General features: G+C 36.4%; 22 protein-coding genes, 2 pseudogenes and 1 riboswitch. Of the genes and pseudogenes, 13 read left to right on the top strand and 11 right to left on the bottom strand.

The genetic code is table 11. From position 1 onward, the window contains the following. Window positions 1–1,073: 1,073 nt before the first annotated feature. Window positions 1,074–1,595, bottom strand: a complete 522-nt coding sequence (locus tag NLX67_RS17820) for a GNAT family N-acetyltransferase (RefSeq protein WP_254312798.1) — start codon at window positions 1,593–1,595, stop codon at window positions 1,074–1,076. A gap of 29 nt (window positions 1,596–1,624) precedes the next feature. After that, window positions 1,625–2,608 carry a glutathione S-transferase family protein gene (locus tag NLX67_RS17815; protein ID WP_254312797.1) on the bottom strand — a complete coding sequence of 328 codons (984 nt, stop codon included), beginning with the start codon at window positions 2,606–2,608 and terminating at the stop codon, window positions 1,625–1,627. Between the two features lie 341 nt (window positions 2,609–2,949). Between NLX67_RS17815 and NLX67_RS17810 the strand changes: the two are divergent. The 3 genes and pseudogenes from NLX67_RS17810 to NLX67_RS22910 form a co-directional block, all read left to right on the top strand. Further along, window positions 2,950–3,063, top strand: a pseudogene (locus NLX67_RS17810) (LLM class flavin-dependent oxidoreductase); the annotation flags it as partial. 91 nt (window positions 3,064–3,154) lie between these two features. Next, window positions 3,155–3,355: a hypothetical protein gene (locus NLX67_RS17805; RefSeq protein WP_254312796.1), complete on the top strand. Its 201-nt coding sequence runs from the start codon at window positions 3,155–3,157 to the stop codon at window positions 3,353–3,355. Window positions 3,356–3,407: 52 nt separating this feature from the next. Further along, a complete protein-coding gene (locus NLX67_RS22910; protein ID WP_256519969.1) occupies window positions 3,408–3,533 on the top strand; it encodes a hypothetical protein in 126 nt (41 codons plus the stop codon). Between the two features lie 87 nt (window positions 3,534–3,620). Here the strand turns inward: NLX67_RS22910 and NLX67_RS17800 are convergent, their stop codons facing one another. Then, a complete protein-coding gene (locus NLX67_RS17800) occupies window positions 3,621–3,974 on the bottom strand; it encodes an MOSC domain-containing protein (protein ID WP_254312795.1) in 354 nt (117 codons plus the stop codon). Between the two features lie 371 nt (window positions 3,975–4,345). Between NLX67_RS17800 and NLX67_RS17795 the strand changes: the two genes are divergently transcribed. After that, a complete protein-coding gene (locus NLX67_RS17795; RefSeq protein WP_254312794.1) occupies window positions 4,346–4,879 on the top strand; it encodes a YehS family protein in 534 nt (177 codons plus the stop codon). Window positions 4,880–4,977: 98 nt separating this feature from the next. Then, window positions 4,978–5,685 (top strand): M48 family metallopeptidase, encoded by a 708-nt coding sequence (locus tag NLX67_RS17790; RefSeq protein WP_254312793.1) that lies wholly within the window; start codon window positions 4,978–4,980, stop codon window positions 5,683–5,685. Window positions 5,686–5,827: 142 nt separating this feature from the next. Here NLX67_RS17790 and NLX67_RS17785 read toward each other — a convergent pair whose 3' ends face one another. Beyond that, on the bottom strand, window positions 5,828–6,769 hold the full coding sequence (locus tag NLX67_RS17785; protein WP_254312792.1) for a sporulation protein: 942 nt from the start codon (window positions 6,767–6,769) through the stop codon (window positions 5,828–5,830). A 265-nt stretch (window positions 6,770–7,034) separates the two neighbouring features. Here NLX67_RS17785 and NLX67_RS17780 point away from each other — a divergent pair, with 265 nt between their 5' ends. Together NLX67_RS17780 and NLX67_RS17775 are read left to right on the top strand one after the other, a co-directional pair. After that, window positions 7,035–7,223: a hypothetical protein gene (locus NLX67_RS17780; RefSeq protein WP_046179309.1), complete on the top strand. Its 189-nt coding sequence runs from the start codon at window positions 7,035–7,037 to the stop codon at window positions 7,221–7,223. Between the two features lie 224 nt (window positions 7,224–7,447). Further along, on the top strand, window positions 7,448–7,828 hold the full coding sequence (locus NLX67_RS17775; protein WP_052728390.1) for a DUF6173 family protein: 381 nt from the start codon (window positions 7,448–7,450) through the stop codon (window positions 7,826–7,828). Between the two features lie 287 nt (window positions 7,829–8,115). Here the strand turns inward: NLX67_RS17775 and NLX67_RS17770 are convergent, their stop codons facing one another. Next, on the bottom strand, window positions 8,116–8,256 hold the full coding sequence (locus NLX67_RS17770; protein WP_082091486.1) for an anti-repressor SinI family protein: 141 nt from the start codon (window positions 8,254–8,256) through the stop codon (window positions 8,116–8,118). Between the two features lie 18 nt (window positions 8,257–8,274). Further along, window positions 8,275–8,365: riboswitch (cyclic di-GMP riboswitch) on the bottom strand. 257 nt (window positions 8,366–8,622) lie between these two features. Between NLX67_RS17770 and NLX67_RS17765 the strand changes: the two genes are divergently transcribed. The 4 genes and pseudogenes from NLX67_RS17765 to NLX67_RS17750 all read left to right on the top strand — a co-directional run. Beyond that, on the top strand, window positions 8,623–8,949 hold the full coding sequence (locus NLX67_RS17765) for a hypothetical protein (protein WP_046179310.1): 327 nt from the start codon (window positions 8,623–8,625) through the stop codon (window positions 8,947–8,949). A 499-nt stretch (window positions 8,950–9,448) separates the two neighbouring features. Continuing rightward, window positions 9,449–10,390, top strand: a complete 942-nt coding sequence (locus tag NLX67_RS17760) for a DUF2971 domain-containing protein (RefSeq protein ID WP_254312791.1) — start codon at window positions 9,449–9,451, stop codon at window positions 10,388–10,390. 156 nt (window positions 10,391–10,546) lie between these two features. Continuing rightward, the gene (locus NLX67_RS17755; protein WP_254312790.1) at window positions 10,547–11,053 is read left to right on the top strand and encodes a hypothetical protein; all 507 of its coding nucleotides are present in this window, start codon (window positions 10,547–10,549) and stop codon (window positions 11,051–11,053) included. Further along, a pseudogene (locus tag NLX67_RS17750) lies at window positions 11,040–11,369 on the top strand (methyl-accepting chemotaxis protein); the annotation flags it as partial. The gene NLX67_RS17755 and the pseudogene NLX67_RS17750, both read left to right, overlap by 14 nt. Window positions 11,370–11,624: 255 nt before the next feature. Here NLX67_RS17750 and NLX67_RS17745 read toward each other — a convergent pair. From NLX67_RS17745 to NLX67_RS17720, 6 genes are all read right to left on the bottom strand, one after another. Beyond that, window positions 11,625–12,923, bottom strand: a complete 1,299-nt coding sequence (locus NLX67_RS17745; protein WP_046179313.1) for an ATP-binding protein — start codon at window positions 12,921–12,923, stop codon at window positions 11,625–11,627. Window positions 12,924–13,095: 172 nt separating this feature from the next. Then, window positions 13,096–13,248 (bottom strand): hypothetical protein, encoded by a 153-nt coding sequence (locus tag NLX67_RS17740; RefSeq protein WP_254312788.1) that lies wholly within the window; start codon window positions 13,246–13,248, stop codon window positions 13,096–13,098. A 111-nt stretch (window positions 13,249–13,359) separates the two neighbouring features. Then, complete coding sequence (locus NLX67_RS17735) at window positions 13,360–13,953, bottom strand: hypothetical protein (protein ID WP_254312787.1); 594 nt, start codon at window positions 13,951–13,953, stop codon at window positions 13,360–13,362. A gap of 394 nt (window positions 13,954–14,347) precedes the next feature. Continuing rightward, window positions 14,348–14,506 (bottom strand): hypothetical protein, encoded by a 159-nt coding sequence (locus NLX67_RS17730; protein ID WP_156153986.1) that lies wholly within the window; start codon window positions 14,504–14,506, stop codon window positions 14,348–14,350. Window positions 14,507–14,887: 381 nt separating this feature from the next. Next, window positions 14,888–15,058 carry a DUF8096 family protein gene (locus NLX67_RS17725; protein WP_245618064.1) on the bottom strand — a complete coding sequence of 57 codons (171 nt, stop codon included), beginning with the start codon at window positions 15,056–15,058 and terminating at the stop codon, window positions 14,888–14,890. Between the two features lie 507 nt (window positions 15,059–15,565). Then, on the bottom strand, window positions 15,566–15,745 hold the full coding sequence (locus NLX67_RS17720) for a small acid-soluble spore protein H (RefSeq protein WP_046179315.1): 180 nt from the start codon (window positions 15,743–15,745) through the stop codon (window positions 15,566–15,568). 417 nt (window positions 15,746–16,162) lie between these two features. Between NLX67_RS17720 and NLX67_RS17715 the strand changes: the two genes are divergently transcribed. Further along, entirely contained in the window at window positions 16,163–16,453 is a 291-nt protein-coding gene (locus NLX67_RS17715; protein WP_254312786.1) for a hypothetical protein, read from the top strand. Continuing rightward, complete coding sequence (locus NLX67_RS17710; RefSeq protein ID WP_254312785.1) at window positions 16,450–16,863, top strand: hypothetical protein; 414 nt, start codon at window positions 16,450–16,452, stop codon at window positions 16,861–16,863. Before NLX67_RS17715 ends, NLX67_RS17710 begins: the two co-directional genes overlap by 4 nt. Window positions 16,864–17,075 lie beyond the last annotated feature (212 nt).

The following is a 17,075-nucleotide window of genomic DNA, read 5'->3' as shown; positions in this document are numbered from 1 at the left end:
ATTCATTAAAATGAATGGTGTTATAACTTAAAAGTTTAACTCTTTCTTCCGTGTACAATGATATGAAGGTATCAAACGGTATTGTGGCTAGTATCTAAAGTGGAAAGTTTAAATACGGAGATTGGGGTTGGAAATTCATACGCAAGATAAGCGTCTTCCTTATAATTCAGAAGACGCCATACCTTATATGATAAATCGTTTCCTTTCATGCATCCCCGTGTTCACAGTGTGTAACCATAATATCTTGAACAAAATCTAGGTCATTTTAATACACATAATTAACATTGTGTAAAATTCAAAAATAAGTTATAAAACGAATTAGCTACAAAAAGTCTTTCATTATAGCGTCAGCCAGGTTGGAACCATCACTAAAGGAGAAAAAATTTGGTGTGTAGCAAAAGATATGTGCGACATCTTGGAAAAAACAACTGATCCGACACATTAAAACGGTTAGACGAAGACGAAAAAGCCCTAGTTTCAAAGGCAATAATCAGAAAGCCTTAAGCAACTTTCTTGTCATTCAACAACAGCAAAGCTGCTATGGCATGAAGACAAATCGGTTGAAGAGATAATATCAGTTGAAAAATTTGATTCCAACGTACGGGAAGGGGACTTAATATAAGTCCTAGCTTTTGCCGAGGGTATAAAAATGGAACTTTTGAAAGAAGAGACAGAGAGTGTGAAGGGAAAAGCTAGAGCTATAAAAGATCAGCTGCTTAAGCGTAACCAATAAGTAAAAGCCGTATCAGTCAGTCATTATGCGGGTACGGCTTTTACTTATTATAAATATTCTTTGCTAGAACAGCGACAATTCTAACTCGGGATCGTTATAAATGTATTTATATGATTGTCGTGCAGTAAAATCTTCATCCAACCATCCAACTCCCGAGGATTTATTGGTTGATCATACTTAATAAATTCTTTGATTTTTTCGCAAATCCATCTTTGCGGCCTGAAAAATACTCTGAAAAGGAATCTTTATATGCAGAGTTTTGGTTCCTTACTTCAACTGGGAATCATTAATATTTAATTCAAGTGCTGAGCATAAGCCATTATAAAGAAACGAGCCGAAGTTACGCCTGGTCTGTAAAATTTAGTTGATAAGCTCTTACAATAATGCCGTCATGGGCTGGTTCAAAGTCGAATTGGGGCAAGCGTTCAAATCCAGCCCTTTCATATAAATCGATGGCATTTTTCATAAATTCCCCAGTATGTAGTCCGATCGAGTTGAATCCTTTTGCCTTCGAACGTTTTATACATTCAGAAATCAGTGCGGATGCCACCCCCTGGCCCCGGGCATCCGAAGCTACAGCAAGCATACGGATTTCAGGATAGTCCAGTTCGCCGATATACCCCTCATAGGCATTCGTTTTGGCTGGGAATAAAGCAACGCTTCCAACAATTTTTTCGTGGAACATGGCAACAATCAATTCCACTCCTTCGTGTTCATCAACAGTCGAAGAAATGGCCTTTTTTAAAGCATTCCAATGATCTGCTGGAAGAACCTCGATGTACTCCCGATAAGCGTCAATTCTTTGTTCACGAATGGACTGATACATCTCTTTTTCTGCATCACGAATCTCTATTTTCTTCATCTCGTTATCATCTCCTGATACTTTTAATTTTAATGAATGAGGAACTTTTCTTCTTGCCTGCTTAAAACATCTCGATGATGCTCCGAATTCCAGCCTGATAGGTCAGGACCTTTTGGTAAAATATTTGCTTCTGCCTTTTCGGGTGAAATCGTAATGGATAAATGATAATGTCTTTTAATCGCATCAAAATCTGTTGTGTCCCCAAACCCTGGTGTTTGATATAAATCGCGTGCATAGCCCCATAAGTTCTGAAATTCGCGAATTAAATTCCGATTCGTATTAAAGGCTGTAAAATAGGCTGCATCGAAACGGGCAAGTGTCGTGTATAGCCTAACATCTGAATCTGTAATAGTATCTCCGAATAAAAATCGCTGTTTGGATAGGCATTGTTCGAATTCATCCAATCTGTTAAAGAGCATTTCATAGGCAGCTTCATAAGATTCCTGTGATTGTGCGAACCCACATTTGTATACGCCATTGTTTACATCAGAAAAAATGATTTTGTTGAGTGCATCAATTTCTTGGCGGAGAGGCTCTGGATACAAATCAGGCGCATTTTTCTTATGATGTGGTTTCCAATCTATTTCCAAATAGTTTGTTAGTTTAAAGTAATCATTATTGACGACCTTTCGTAACTTGATATCGACAATTGCTGGCACAGTAGGCCGACCAGAATAGTTTGGATCAGAGTTATTATAAATTTCACTCATGTATTGAATGCCTAATATTGGATCTGATCCGTCTGTATCCAACGAAAATTCCCAATCCACATGTGGCAGTCTTGGACGCATTGGACTTGCAGTTCCTAAACTGATGGCATTTTCCAATCCCAGAACTTTTCGAACAATGACAGAGCGATGTGCCCATGGGCAAGCAGCTGACCATAGGAGACGATATCGCCCCGCTTCAATTGGGAGTTCATCAGGCTTATTCCCAAAAGGTGTAGTAAATCGATTCACTTGGCGTTTAAAGGATCCATCCGCGTTAATTTCAGCTGATTTATTTTGAGTCATATTAAAACTTTCCTTTCTCTCTTGTTTTTAAATTTTTTAATAAATCGGGTTCAGTCTATTAAGCAGGATATCATGAAATTATTATAATTTCTTAAAACTCTAGTGTACTCGAAATTTTCAGTAAATCTTGTTTTGTGCTTTCTGGACTTGGTTTCCAGGCTAGAGTTTATACGAGAACTCACCACAAATTAGGAATTCACCACTTTATTTCAAAACTCCTTCCTAATGAATAAATTTCGAATGTGGGATATATTAAAGTAAATTGATATTAGTATGAAGCATGAACTAAAAAATCCGCTCTTCTTTCGCAAAAATCATCACGAATCCAGGCGGAATTGTTAATGGAGATAGGGATCAGTACGTTTGTAGAAACAACCCCAAACGTTAAAACGGGGGAAGTGATCAGCCATGCACAACAATTGCGTGAAGTAGTTGAGGAAATTGAGCTTGCCGATCCGGGAGCGGGGACAATAGTGAATTGGTCATCCGCGCAGGATTGATGGGGGCGCCACTTTTTCTGGCAATCATAGGAGTATGGTTGAAAGTATGGGAAAATTGGCAAATAAAAAGCGGGATGGACTTATTCAGCAGGAGATTGAAAATCTTAACAATATTTTCAGGGAGTTGCCGAAAGATCGGCGGCGAATTGCGCAGGGGCTCATTGAACGAATCGCTTTTATGACAGTGACACCTCAAATTTTAGAAGACACGGTAAAAACAAAGGGGCCAGCATATTTATTTAAATAGGGTGCCCAGCAAATGGATTAGCGAAAACCTAGCTCAGAAAAGTTTTAACACGATGATGAACCATTATTCGGTTGCTTATGACAAATTGTTTAACATCCTTTCCAAGATGGAGCCGAATGATGACAAAGATGAGGACGGCTTGGATGAATTTGCAGCTGAACGGAATGAACAGCAATGAAATGAAACGTAAGAAGAAAGCAATAAAGAAAAACACCCAAAAGAGGCAGGCGCTTTTGGATGTTTACTGTGATTTTATTTGATACTTTTAATGAATGTGAATGGAATCTCCTGTTCGATTTTCGCTGTTCTTTACAACAGATGCGTAAACACCGAAACTGCCGGCATTGTTTTTGACAATCGACTTTAACACATTGGAGTCCTTCGGAAGGTCTCCTTGCGCAAGAGTCGTCATCACACAACGCTGTGTCGGCTGCAAAATCTTTAGCTGGACGTGGCCGCCAATTGTCAGCACCTTTCCCACCCACTCATTTTCGATAAACCCTTCTGCATCCGGCACATGAATAATGATATTTGGCCTGAAACGTCTTGGTTCAATTCTGCTCTCAGGAATGTGTTTTCTAAGGGTATCAATGGTGGAAGTCGTTATAATGTGAACCATGGCAAGGAAGATAAAAAGAAATAAATTTCAATAGGAATAAATTTCGCCAATGTTTATAAAGCGTAGCCTGTCTTTTTAGATAGGCTCTCTTTCATTTTTTATGTTAAGAGTGTAAAAAATTAAGGATCATTTGATGGTGGGATAAATATTAATTCAGGTAAAACTATAAAACATGTCTTTAAAGTGTTAAAGTATTAATTTAATGGCATTAGCTTAAAAGTGGCAGGTTTTTGTATTGTTGGAGATACAATCTTAAGGACTATTCTTGGTGATACTCCTATATTTAACATGATAAGGGCTGGAATTTGGAGTGTTTTAGAGAATACGCTTTGACTGCTGTGCAAATAGTCAATATTTTAGGAGGGTTAACAATGAGTATGAGTAATGATGATATATTAATTAGATTAAGATATGCTCTGGATATAAAAAATACAGATATGGTAGAGATATTTAAACTTGGCGGCATTGAAGTAACAAAAGAAGAAGTGCTAAAGATGCTCACAAAATCAAAAAATAGTTACCCTAATGAAGCTGACAACGATGGTGATTTAGCCCAAAATGACGACGTGGTAAAATGCAATAATAGTATGTTAGAGTCGTTTTTAAATGGCTTTATTATTTTTAAAAGAGGAAAACAAGATCCAAAACCAGGACAGCCTGATAGACAAGCAATGCCTTTAAAGAATAATGAAAGTATGAATAATCTCATTCTAAAGAAATTGAAAATAGCACTGGCATTAACAAGTGAGGATATGCTTGATATTTTAGAAGAAGCAGGAGTCCTTATAACAAAAGGAGAATTAAGTGCTTTATTAAGAAAAGAAGGCCATAAGAATTATAAAGAGTGCGGCGATAGATATGCAAGGAATTTCTTAAAAGGATTAGCCGTAAAATATAGGGGATAAGGGATCATCAACTAACTCTTTAACAGAAATTATAATTAGGACCCATCTTTTACACATGAAATGCGAAAATAACATTAACGGATAATCCAGGTGATTAAATGATACATATATACTCAGGTGAGACAATTAGTTTTGATATAAATTACAAGAAGCGGAAATCCATGGGCATTTATATAGATCTTTATGGAAATATTGAAGTCCAGGCTCCTAAAGGGACACCTGTTGAATGCGTGCTTCAATTATTAGAAGAAAAATGGGATTGGGTTCAGCAAAAATCAAAAGAAATGAAGGATAGAATGCGTGGGCCAGTGGAGAAGGTCTATGATCACGGTGAGAACTTTCTTTATTTAGGAAACTCATATCCTATACAGATCTTCCAAGATATAAATATTAAGAAAGACCATGCAGTGCTTGAAGGGGACAAGTTACATATATATGTGAAACAGCTTGAGGATGAAAAAATAAAACAAGCCTTAAAACGATTTTATTATCAGCAGTGCAAAGCGTTAGTAGAGAAGAGTATTCAGTCCTATCAAAGCAACTTTAAAATAAAGCCACGTTCTATCCGTATTTCTGACAGCAGCCGTACTTGGGGAACCTGTGATTCGAATTTGCAGTTAACATTTAATTGGAAGCTGGCAATGGCACCAATGAAAGTGATCGACTACGTAGTCGTTCACGAAATGTGCCATATGGTCCATTTAAATCACGATCGATCCTTTTGGCGCCTTGTTGGGAAAATAATACCCGATTATAAGGAACTAGAAAACTGGTTAGCATTATCAAGTTGGAAAATGACTGTTTAAAATACGCAGCATTATAGCACTACATATAGTAAGCTTCTTAATGAGCAAAGAAAAGGTTTAACTGCCTCACAGCTCAATTTCCATAAAAAGCCAAACCTTGATTGGTCAAGGTTTGGCTTTTTTGAAAGAGTAGTCATTCCACTCAGTAATCATCGCTGTCGGAGAAATCAGACGAGTCATCTGATTCATAAGAATCCTCAGATTCGTAATCCTCCTCTTCGTATTTCTCTTCATCCTCTTCTTCATACAGGTCATCTATTTCATCCATCAATTCGTAGGCAATGAGGCCGCCTACGGTCACTTTAAATGCTCGGTTAGCTGTTGTGCTGCTTTTCGAAGCGGAATAATAAGAAGGCTTTTGATCATATCGTTCCGGACTTTCAATCGATTCCTGAATAAGCTTTTTAAGTGTTTTTATCAATAGAGATTCATGTTGTATTGTTTCCTCAGACAAAAATATTTCGCGATTTACTTCTTTTTCACCAAACCAGTGGCTCACATCTAATTCCATCCACAATTGAATGCCTTCCTCTTCTTCGGCAAAACGAATTTCCACTTCAGCGACATCGTCTTTAAAATGAGTAGTTGGATAAAGGGCGAACTCCTGCCCATGCGTATCCATACGGCCGGAATTTTCTTCTTCGTAAAAGCCAAGCGCTTCTAGTGCGCTGAATATATTGGCTATAGACTGCGAAGGATAAATATGAATATAATCCACGTCTTTTTTATTTACACCTGCTGCAATATCAAGCTGCGTGTCAAAATAAAAAGCGATCTGTTTATTTGACACAGCCAGATTATTAGGAAGCTCGAATGAAAATGGAAGGACTTTTTGTTCATTTGCTCCAATGATAAAGGAATCGCTTACATGAACGGAAGCAATTTGGCGGCTTACAGTGCCCTTTTTCCTGTAAATTTCGATAAACAAAGCAACTTGAATGGACTTAATCGTCTGTTCGATTTCTCCACCTGTTACAATCAATTCCCCTTCTGCAGTTTCCCCCATTTCAAATTCATTGCCTTGAAGCTGCAGATCGACGACTGCTGCGCCTTTTCCCAGACTTGCCAGTATCTTTTTAAACAAGTGTTTCCTCTCCCTTCCTCTAGCAGATTTATCATACTTCTTTTATCATAGCTCTCAGCCGTTGCAAGTACAAGATGTCGATTTTAAAAATTCAATCTTTTCACTCGTGCGTTGAATGACGTTTTTTATATTTTCTTCTGGAAGCATAAAAGCAGGGACATAAAAATGATAAACAAAAGCCTGTGCGTGCCACTCCTGCAGTTGGACGAAGAGGAAGGAAAATAAAACCTTTTGACGAAATGTAAATCAAAAGGAGCGTGATTATATGGATGTTGAAGTAAGTTACTATCGATTAGGTGAAAGTGGAATGCCAGACGGTCCGGTTCAATACGAAAAAATAGAAATTGAGCCACATCCAAAAGATGATAAAGATACGTTGGCTAAAGAAGTATTGGGCAGAAAACTAGGGATGGGAAAAGACACATTTAACGTTATAAATATCACGGAAATCTAAGCTTAGGCATCCTGCGGGGTGCTTTTTTCTTTGCTCAAAATACACATTTACAAGAGAATTACTAAGCCGCAACGATGTAGCTGCTGAACTAATTGCTTTACTATGTACAGCAGTATAAGGAGGAAAGGAGCCTTTTGACGTTGAATGTAATAATTTGATGAAAAAGGAGATAATAAAGTGGAATTCAGGGCAGATCTATCCGATTCAATGAGGGAGATGACAAAGTGGAAATCAGGCCAGATCTATGCAAAACAACGGATGTTAACGAAATTTACAATGAAGTGCCTGAACCAGTGAATACAACGGGACAAAACTTGGCAAGTGAACTTTATAAGCATTTAAAAAAAAGAGCTGAAGATTTTGACAATAAGCTAGACGGCGGCCAAGGGGTGGGGATTAGGCTTATTCCATCTGGGCAGTCGGTTACTTTTCAGGTAACTGCATTAGGTTACTGTGATCCCAGCTTAATCATTTTTGCGGGAGTTACTGAGAGTGGACTGGAAGTGCAGTTGATGCAGCATGTATCCCAGCTTAATTTTTTATTAATGGCAATGCCTCGACCGAACCCTGAAGAACCTAAAATTCCATTTGGTTTCATCCAATAATAAAAAGGTCACTCATTAGGAGTGGCTTTTTTATTTGCTTAAAATGAAATACTCCATTTCTTGTCGTACGGATTCCGTATATATGAGGATTGAAAAAATAAATCTTGTAAGTTGGCGGGGCTAAATAATTTTCTTCATACTGCATTTCCGGCATTCACGAAGAAAGATCATATTTTTGATTAAATTGTCTTTTATAGTTAATGAAATAAGTTTAAATGCAAAGAAACCCCTCTTTTGAAGCGGGGAATTTCTTTGCATAACAAGCAAGTTTTTCAAAGTTATTTTGATCAGGCCGGATTAGATAATTTGTTTGCGGCCAAAAATTCTTTGATTTCTTCAATGGACAATCCCAAACTTCTAGCGACTTTCATCAGCTCTACCCATTCAGCATCCAAGCATTCTTCCATCAGTCTTTTTTGCCCTAACAATTAGGTACCCCCCGTTTCCGAAGCGGCTCAGCCATCATAGCCTTTTAATATAGACCTTAGATCTGGAGCTTTGTGTCCCGATCTTTCGATCGGTTTACCTTTTTTCATTATTGTTTTCATAGTGTAACATAAGATTTTTAAGGATCTTGTCGGAAATTGGATTTAGTAAAAAATTTTTTGAAAGTGAAAAACGATAGAGAATTTCAACTATTTTTTGAACGTTTTACGTCATGCAGATGACGTATATATGAGAAGTTTATTGAAGTTTATTAACGGTTATGTATAGGGAATAAAGCTACTAGCACAAGGCAATGATTGCGGGAGGATCACTTTTTTAGACGAAATGACAGACGGGAGGTGGAGAAAATGGAGAAAGGGACAACATATTCTTTAGAGGTTAATGGCGAAGGAACTCACAATTCCTTTAATTATGAAACGATGAGTAAGGCGAGCGAAGCTTACAAATTTCTTTCTGGAAAATTTAGTGAGTATAGGATAAATAATAAAAGTTCTGTAACTTCTGATGAGGAAATTGTACAACTAACCATTAGTGATATGTTTATTGGAACTTTCCCGATCAACACTGCTGCATCGATTGTTCCAGAGGACTGGTTTAGTAAAGATGTATATGAAGAAATGTTAGAAGCTGCTAGGGACTATTATGAAAAAACAAATGAACTAGCAATAGACTAAGACACTCAAAAAAGGAGTGTCTTTTTTCTTTGCTCCAAAACAAACACAAAGGAAAAGAGACTGGTGGTGAGGTGATATGGCTGATGTGCATAAACAGGTTGAAAAAGATTACGTAAAAGGCATGAAGTACAAAAAGATTGCCGAGAATATAATATGACTTGTCGATCAACTACACCTGAATAATTCGTATTCCGGCATTAACTGCTTATTCTGCTGAATACCTGTCTATAATAGTGGGTGGAGTTTCAAATATTCAGCCCCAGTTTTACGAAGAGGCTGAAAAGAATTTCGAACTGGGTTCACGGTTGTCATTTACCCTTATGTGCGGAGCAGTATTTGAAGGAATGTTGTATGCTGAACTGTATCCGAATTCAAAAAAACCAACGTTCAATGAGTTAATTAAACCAGCACATAGGACGAGAAAAAGAAAACGAAGAATGAAAATTAATGAAGAAAAGCTGCATGCCCATTATAAAATGAAATAGCGAGAGGGATTTCAGTGAAAAATAAATTCAAAGATATAAAACGCGTTGCAAATATAGATGAATTTGTGGATTCTTTAGAATTTGATCAATTACCTATGGCAGGGCAAGAGATCCCACTTTATCATTACACAAGCATTTATGGCTTAGAAGGAATAATTAAGAATAAAGAATTATGGCTATCTAAAAGTGAATTTTTAAATGATAAATTGGAACTTAAATATACCTTAGATACGATTATGATGTTGATAGAGCAATTCATGGGAGCAGATAAGATTACTGAAGAATTAGTTTTTAAAGAATGGATTAAACGATCAATCCAAAATAAATTCTTTTCACTAGAAATTTATACTATCTCATTAAGTACAAATAAAGACTCTAATCTTCTGTGGTCGAATTATGCAAATAATGATGGATATAACATCGAATTTATCTACTCAGAATTGTTGCATTTATTAAGTGAAAATATAGCTAAAAGCCATGAACCAAAAAAAGTTTTTATTTTTCCTTATGCTGTTATTTATAACAAGGAAAAGCAATTAAGATTACTTAGAAAGGAATTAATAAATCTATATAAAATCTTCTTGTATGCATTTGATAAAAATGATGAGTCCCTTTATTACAAATATGGAGCTAAGCCATTAGCAAATATTGTAACGTACTCTATATTTTTTAAAGATTCTAGTTTTCATCAAGAAGAAGAATTTAGATTTGCTGTTTATTTTACAGACGAAAGTTATGCAAAGAAGGTCACAAAATTCCGAATTAGGAATGGGATTTTTATTCCTTATATTCCTCTTTCTGTTGAAAATCATAATAATAGGAAGTTTATACAAAGCATTACGATCGGTCCTAAAAACAGTTTAGACATTGCTGAAGCAGGTATGGAACACTTTTTAGATAACAATGACATGACAGAAGTTGAAGTGAAAAAATCTAAAATACCTTATAGGTACTAAAGCATCCCGCCGCGGATGCTTTTTCTTTTTATAGAAAAGAGGTGGCGAAGGATATATTACAGGGAAGTGTTCCCTTCATCTTTTAAATTTTTAGCCGATAATAAGGAGGATGGTATTTAATAATAAAAGTTTTATTTAGAAATGGAGTATGGCTGCATGTTTAATAAAATTGATTCTTTAGACAGTCTAATAAAAGTGATTCCTATTTTAAAGTCAGCAGTTCCAGCTGATCTTTCAATTGCGATATGTGATTTGGAACAGTTCATAGCTTATTTTCCAGGTGAAAATATAAATCTAAATATTAAAGCTGGACAAAAAATAAATTTAGAAGAACCTCTCTCTGTTGCTATACGCCAGAATAAGCGGTTACAAGCTGAAGTTCCAGCTGCTTTTTATGGATTTGAATTTACGGGAACAGCGCTTCCACTTCTTGATAAAACAAATAAGGTTATTGGCGGGATGGCAGTTCAACTACGCAGACAAAGTGAGTTAAGGACTATTGCAGAGCAAATTTCTGCATCCTTGGAACAAGCTAACGAACAAATGACGACAGTCGCAAATGGTTCAAGTTCCCTTGCGCAGCTCTCCCAAGAACTTTTAGGGAAATCTCATCAAGCTGGGGGAGAGTGTAAAGGAAACCGATCATGTATTATCCATGATTAAGAAGGTGGCAGACCAGACCAATTTATTGGGTTTAAATGCAGCAATCGAAGCAGCGCGTGCAGGAGAAAAAGGCAAGGGTTTTGAAGTCGTGGCAAATGAAATTAGAAAATTTTCAAAAGAAACAGTGGAGTCAACTCAAAAAGCAAGTAAAATAACATCCCAAATTCAAAATGTTACGAGCCAAATGGGTACTTCAATTGAAAAAATAGCTGGGGTTGGCAATAAACAAGCTGCTTCTATGCAACAAATATCTTCCTTAATAGAAGAAATTGAGCAACTTTCAAAAAGCCTAAGTAAATTAGCTAATAAATTATAAAGACTTGACCGGTTTGAATAAATGCTTAAAGGTTTTTAATGATGTTTTTATATTTGAAAACCTTAATAAATAAAGGTTTAAAAGAGTATATAGTGCTTGAAATCGCTATAAAAGCTGTTCCGCACACAAGTTCACCCTTGGGAGCGCGAGCAATACATGTCAATATACGAAGATGGACAACCCCTTGATCCGTATAGCTTCAAGGGGTTTTTCTTTTGCATAGATTTTGTGATAAGAATTCTTAAGGGTTACCACTTAATCAACAGTTTTCTCAGTGGAAGAATGGAAGGGGGCAACTGTTGGAAAGAGGATAGTAAAGCAAGTGCCTTTTCCTATTTCGCTGTCCACCTTGATTTCACCCATCATGGCTTTTACAATACTGAAAATCACCATTGTTCCGAGTCCAGTACCATTTACTTTTGTTGAAAAGTAAGGTGTTCCCAAACGTTCAATTTGTTCATCTGTCATGCCGGCCCCTGTATCTGCCACTGTGATGACTACTTTATCGTTCAGCACCTGTAACGTAATCATTAATTTCCCTCCACCAGGCATTGCTTCAATGCTATTTTTAATGAGATTTATAAGGCACTGATGAAGTTTTTCTCGTTCGCCAGCAATGTATATAGCTTCTGTTTTTTGGATTTCAATACCTACAGCATTCATCAAGGCAAGAGGGGTAACGGTTTTTATAATATGATCGAGTTCCTTATTCAATTCTAACATCTCTACGTTCTCTAATGAAGGTGTTGCAAAGGTAAGGTAATCGGTAATAATAGACGCAGCCCTATCTAACTCTTCAAGTGAGGTGGAGATATAAAAATTTTTTTGCTCATTTGTAAGATTATCATCACTTAGTAATTGAATGAATCCTCTTGTAACCGTAAGTGGGTTTCTTACTTCATGAGAGATACTTGCAGCAACTTCACTGACTGATTTTAACTTTTCAAGTTTTCTTATTTCCGTAGCAAGAGCCATATCATTTCTTGCTCTCTCGATAAATTTAACAAATAATATAATCCCAATTACTTGAATGTAGATGAACGTGATAAAAGACATAAGGTTTTTTATGCTCATTATTTCTGAATAAAATAAACTGAGTGCTGCCCCTGTATATAATGCTGAAAGAAAAGCAACTTCCATAACGTAGCGCAGTCTTTTCGCTAGGTTAACTGTCTTTTCAAAAAAAGGAATCATAAACCAAAGGGAAATAAGCAACAGTATACTGCCGGCTAAATTTATATAGAAGCCAGAACCACCTAAACCAAAACGGTAAGTAATTAAAATAAGAAATAAAAGAAGAGCAACTCTGCGGCCTCCATAAAAAGCACCGACTATAAAGGGGACATAACGCATATCGATTAACTGACCAGGCCCAATTTGAATGGAAAATGTCATACATAATACAATTGAACTCCCAGAGGTCAGAAAAATTAATAGTTTATTAGTTAATTGATGAATTTTCTTTTCAATAAATTTAAGGTATACAAAGAAAAAAGTGAAAATAAAAAAAACATTTAACAATAAGATTTGAAGATCATGAAATACGTTAATCATTTCTTTTACCCCTTCCTACCGTCGCTTATCAATTTGTGTATAATATGGAAAAGTACTACTTAATAAGATAATAAAGACATACAGCAGCGTGCTAACGGTTCTAAACAAGCAGCATTTCTTCTTTTATTATCCTACAAAATAAGTAGTAATCCTACATTTTCCATCCGTCAAATTACGACAAAAGCAGCAATGAAAGTTTAAAGTAAAGTTTCATTTTGAATTCCAATTCCTGCATTTTTAAAAGATGAAAGGGGAAAAGTGTATACTGATTTCCGGAGCGCAGCAGCGGACAGAACACATGCGCAAATTCACGTCTTGTGCCCATAAAAAAACACCTCCAAGTTGTTTTGAGGTAACCAATACCTGTTTTCCAACTTAAAGGTGCTTTTTATTTGTCTCACTCTATGGGGGCAGTCCCGTAATGAAGTTTCTCTTTTCACTTAGATGGCTGAACAACTTCCTCCTCTTCTAATGCCTTCTCAGCTTCTTCATTAATTTTATTAACCTCGGTATTTGTTTCTTTCACTTCATCACTTACTTCACTAACTTTTTCATTTGATTCCTCAAGGTTTTCCTCTGCCTCTTCAATTTTATCCTCTGCTTTTTCGGCCTCGCGCTCAGCTTGTTCTAATTTATTATTAGCAGCCTTAGCATTTTCCATAGCTTTTATCATCTGAGCACTGGCTTTTTCTGAATCGGCAGCAGCTTCTAAAGCTGCAGAGTCTGCTTCTTTCACCATTGCAGCGGCTGAGTTTAATTCTTTTGCCAGATCATCGACATCCATTTTAGATTTTTCTAGGTTAAATACAATATTTTCTGTATTATTTCCAGTGTTTTCAAGTGTATGGAGATTAGTTTCAAGGTCATCTCTGATTTGTGCTGATTCAGCGTTGAGCTTTTCCGAATCAGGTTCCCATAATTCTGTTATGACACCTTTTAAAAGAACGAAGCAGATACAAGCATACAGCAAAAGAGCCCACCATGTTTTATAGAAAGGCTTTTTTTGCCGCAGCAGTTTGGCAGCTGGCACTTTCTAAACACCCCCTGTATATGATCCACTATATAATGAACTCAACAACTACTTGGAAATGCTTCTTTCATTTTTATATTCTTCTTTTACCCTTTATATGAGCAAAAAGGAGAGGGAATTGCTGAATGGCGCGGTTTCATGAATTTTGTACAGCCGATTCGGGGAACAGAAAAGATTGAGGGTATTATGTCTTTGACTTATAGTCGGTTTTGTAATTCATTATGATTATTAAGCGATGCGGACTTTTAAATAACTCTCGGTTCTTCTTCTTCAACAGGTTCTGCAGGCTCGGGAGTTTCTTCTTCAAGAGTTACTGTTACTTCATTGATAAATAAAAACATAAGTTACAATGTGCAAAATTCAATAATTAAAATTTTAAAAAACCAACATTTTTTTATGTTGGCTGTTCATATTCCGCCAATGCTTCACTCAAAAGTTGAATGTCACTTTGGATAAATTCTCTAAGGTTTGAATCTTCGCATTTATAATAATCATCTATTAGACGGCCAAGCTCAATAGATAGAATGACGGTTACTTCTTCCAGAGCGAACATCTCCTCTCTTCCTTTTGAGTAGTTTATCTTAGTTCAAATGTATTATACATGAAGATTTATGGTATTTTCTAAAAAAATAAAAAAAGCTGAAAATCCAAAGGGAGATATAAATACTATACAGGACAAAAATTATAATTGAATTTTTATAAACAAAAAGGTATGGCAAGGGTTGACCATCCTGTCTTAGTTGATGCAGCATTAAGATCGAGAGCATTAAATTGCAATGTCAGCGATAATAATAAAATTAAAGACAGACCAACTTTAAGTATCATTTTTTGTTCATTCTAATACCTCCTACATTTGTTTGTGGGTCAATTATGCTATGAAGGATAAAGATATAAATAACAAGAAAGGAATAAAAAACCCCGTCAATTGACAGGGTTAAATAATCTTCTTCATACCGCAATTACGGCATTCACGTAAGAAAATAGCATTTTTGATGGAGCTCTTGAATTGGGCATTATCGCAATTATCGCACCGGCCGCTTTTAATGTCGGGATACTCAAGAATGTTGTAGGTCACGCTTAAATCAATTTTCTGTTCTGTTTCCATCATATTCACCTCACCCGGATAATCATATCACTTAAATGGTGGCGAGAGAGGCAGGAATTTATCTCCTTTTGTCGAAAATAAGGTAAAAGGGGATGTTCTTATAAAAATTAAAGTGAGTTATTACACCTTAGACTGTGATGGGATGCCTGAAGGACGTCAAATTTATGAACAAGTAGAGATAAATCCAAACTCGATTGATAGTGTAAGTGTGCTGGTTCAAGAAGCATTAAGCCAAAAATTGAATACGAATAAAGATAAATTAAAAATTATGAGTACGAGATAAATTTTAATTTCATTCTCTACAAGCACCCATCGCGGTGCTTTTTTTCTTTTCTCCAAAACAAACAATTAATGATATTGACGGAGTAGAGAATGCATACAAATCTATAGTGAGACTATGCATCAAAAGAAATCCCCAGTAAAGGTTATTTACTGGGGGTTTCTTTAATATCTGAATAATTACCCATAAATACCAGGTGCACTTTCTAATAGAGAAAACTTAAATGATTAATGTTCTCTTAAGGAAGCTAAAGGAACATTTTGCTCTTTTTGCGGCTCATTAAGAGGATAAATTCTAGCCGTTTCATTGCTTTCTTCCACATGTTGAATAAAGACGGGTACTTCATTGAAAGTGACATTGACCATCACTGGTGAAGCGGCAATTTCTTGAGCTCGTTGTTTATTCATGATCATGATCTCCTTTTAATTTGTAACAGTAATAACATTTACTTAGGGAGCTTTAATTATTCTTATTAATAAATATTAAGCGGCAATATACAACATTTTTTATAGTGATGCTCTTAATTACTTAAATCTGGAAAGAAACCTGTTGTCGCTGAATAATATGCATAAGCACCAGACAAACTTTTTAAAACGGTTGATAAGCAACTGGGTATTGCCTTCCTCATTATAGAGTTTTTGGTGCTGCATAAAACTTACTTTGTATCTGCAGAATTTTTTTAAAAATACTGGTTTGTATCAAAAAACAGCGGACCGAAACAATATTCCTTTTGCTGGCATCGATAAACACTGTCCGCCGATCATGCCGGCACGAGGCATTGCACTTGATTACTTGGCACATTGCCAGCGAGGAGAAAAAAACAGATGAATATTACGGTTGGTAAGTATCTGCTCACATTAGACAGCGTAAATGTGAACGTAAACGAAGTATATAAAACGAAAATTGATGGTGCGGGAACCGGCGAATTTGCTCAAAAGTCACTGAGCTATCACAAAAACTTTGAGTCTGTTTGCAAAGCGCTTCTGGAACGAGAAATGAAAGTGAGTAATGCCAAAAACCTGGCCGAACTTGTCAAAATTGTTATTGGTGCAAAGCAAAGCATTGTTGAAGCGGCAAAAACAATCAGCCTTGAAAAAACGGCGGTGGAACAATGAGTCAGCCAGCAGCACCTTTTAACGAATCCCAGGTGCATTATTCGAACGGATGGCACTGGGGCGATGAAAAATACTGGGGAGAAGCTGGCGAAATCATTGGCATTCTTCCTGACAATATTGTGATGGGGCTGCCACACGACAAACGTTCCACAGAGTACTGGTTTTACTTCGCGGCTATCAGCCGGTCAATCACATCTGCCTTTATCGGGAACGGAAAAAGGGAACTGACTTCTGATGATGAAAGAAGATGCAATGCCCAGGCGAAAGAGCTCATGAAAGATTCGATTGAAAATAAAACGCCAGTCAAAATGCTTCTGGCCAAATACGAAGTGACAGATCCATACCATCCGCCGGATCTTTCCGGTCTTCAAGTAGTCGAGTATTTGCCGGTAATCCGTGAAGGGCATTGAAAATAGATCTTCTCAACAGTTGAACTCAAATTATTCAATAAAGAATTAATTTGTACTAAACGAGTGAAGTATTTTGGATTTAATACTAATAGCCTTGATAAATCATTAAAAAAAAGGCATGTTTTGAAAAAAAAGATTGATCAAAACAAGTCCCAAATACTTTTTAATTATTACATAGCAGAACTGCAATGGCCTGAAATAATTTTCATTTT

This window comes from Domibacillus sp. A3M-37 (genome assembly GCF_024213455.1).
GTDB classification, from domain to species: domain Bacteria; phylum Bacillota; class Bacilli; order Bacillales; family Domibacillaceae; genus Domibacillus; species Domibacillus tundrae.
The sequence above is the reverse complement of the archived record's forward strand: the minus strand, read 5'-3'. Positions and strand labels throughout refer to the sequence as shown.